Consider the following 2,123-nt stretch of genomic DNA (forward strand, 5'->3'; position numbering starts at 1 on the left):
AGTATTTCTGACAACTTTTTTTGTTGGTTGCAAGATCATCAAGATATTTTTGCTCTACATCAAGCCAATCTGGGATTGGTTTGGGGATATACTCAGGTATAATCTCCTTCTGATAAAAGATTGAGGTAATTTTATTTAACTTTTTTCCTAAAGTCTAGTTAAGCTATCCGAATAATTAGCATCTTACCTAAAACCCAAAACCCAAAACCCAAAACCCAAAACCTAAAACCTAAAAATGGATACTATAGTTCAGTTATTTGAAGCCCAGGTCAAACGAACGCCTCAAACGATTGCGGCTGTGTTTGAGAATCAACCGTTAACCTACTGGGAACTCAATGCCAAAGCCAACCAATTAGCCTGGTATTTGCGTTCCTTGGGTGTCAAACCAGAAACTCTTGTCGGGATTTGTGTGGAACGTTCTCTCGATACTGTGATTGGACTTTTAGGGATATTGAAAGCGGGGGGTGCTTATGTGCCTTTAGATCCATCCTATCCTCAAGAGCGTTTGCAGTTCATGCTATCTGATACCCAGGTATCAGTGCTATTAACGCAACAGAAATTGATTGAGAGAGTTCCAGACTATCAAGGACATCTGGTTTGTTTGGATACAGATTGGCAGAAAATAGCTGTAGAAAGTCAGACGAACCCAGTTTGTGAGATTGAGCCGGAAAACTTAGCTTATATTACCTATACCTCTGGTTCGACTGGAAAGCCCAAAGGGGTAATGATGCCCCATCGAGCAGTTTGTCAAAGCTGGCGCTGGCTGCAAGAGACTTTTCCCTATCAAAGGAGCGATCGCGTTCTGCACAAAGCCTCTCTTAGCTTTGATGTCTCCAGCCGCTGGGAGTTATTTTGGCCGCTAATGGCTGGAGCTTGTGTGATTGTTGCCAAACCCGATGGAGAGAAAGATAGTGCTTACATCGTTCGGCTCATTGCCCAAGCGCAAATTACGATTGCTTATTTTGTCTCCTCGATGCTCTCAATTTTTCTTGAAGAGCCAAAGTTAAAAACTTGTCAGGATCTCAGACGAGTTTTTGTCGGTGGCGAGGCTTTTCCCTTTGCTCTCAAACAATGCTGTTGGGAGCGTCTGGCAAATTCTGAAATCATTGAAATCTATGGCTCTAGCGAAACAGTTGTGGTGAGCTACAAGCACTGTCAACCGGAACCTGAACCCCACAATTTTTCTCGAACTCACCCAATTACCAAACTGCCAATTTATATTCTCGACCCACAAATGCAGCCTGTTGCGATCACAGAAACTGGGGAACTTTACGTTGGCGGAGAATATTTAGTTAGAGGGTATCTCAACCGCCCAGAATTAACCGCAGAAAAATTCATACAAAACCCCTTTGATTATTCAAAATCTAGTTATCTCTACAAAACTGGAGACTTAGCTCGTTATCTTCCTGATGGAAAGATTGAGTTACTGGGTCGTGGTGATCATCAGGTGAAAATTCGAGGCTTCCGCATTGAACTGGGGGAAATTGAAGGGGTACTAACTCAACACCCTGTGGTGAGACAAGCTGCAGTAATTGCTAGGGAAGATATTCCGGGTGACAAGCGCTTAGTCGCCTATATTGTCACTACTCTTGCTGAAGAATCTCGGACAGCAATTGTGCCAGAATTGCGAAGACTTATTCAAGCAAAGCTGCCCGAATACATGATGCCTTCTGCATTTGTGGTTTTAGATGAGTTGCCCCTCACGCCAAACGGTAAAATAGACAGGCGATCGCTCCCTGCACTCAATCCCGAAAGACCCATTCTAGAGCAAGAATTTATCCCACCCGGTAACTCCCTCGAAATCAAACTAGCCAAAATTTGGAGTCAGGTTTTAGATATCCATCCCATTGGAGTACAAGACAACTTCTTTGAATTAGGCGGAAATTCTCTCCAAGCCATTCGGCTGCTTTTCCAAGTCAGACAAGCTTTTGGCATTGATTTGCCCCTACGAACCTTGTTAGAAGCACCCGATTTGGCTAACATGGCTCTTGCAATTGTGCGACTCGTTGGCTAGTCAAGGCTGCTGAAAAGCAGATATAGCTAGCCTTCCAGGTCACGACATGGAACCAATAATTCCGACCTGTGAAAACTCTTATGCCCTTGATGGTGAAATTCCATCCGCC

The 2,123-nt window shown here is 43.9% G+C and carries 1 protein-coding gene; it reads left to right on the top strand.

Annotation, left to right across the window (positions count from 1 at the left end; translation table 11 throughout):
* The first annotated feature begins 235 nt into the window (after positions 1–235).
* Positions 236–2,014: a non-ribosomal peptide synthetase gene (locus F6K18_RS35985; protein WP_287528147.1), complete on the top strand. Its 1,779-nt coding sequence runs from the start codon at positions 236–238 to the stop codon at positions 2,012–2,014.
* Positions 2,015–2,123 lie beyond the last annotated feature (109 nt).

Source organism: Okeania sp. SIO2C2 (genome assembly GCF_010692625.1).
In the GTDB taxonomy this organism is placed as follows: domain Bacteria; phylum Cyanobacteriota; class Cyanobacteriia; order Cyanobacteriales; family Microcoleaceae; genus Okeania; species Okeania hirsuta.

What these genes read in the sequence shown, in the direction of transcription:
- F6K18_RS35985 (WP_287528147.1), top strand. Translation starts at nt 236, where the DNA reads ATGGATACTATAGTTCAGTTATTTGAAGCCCAGGTCAAACGAACGCCT.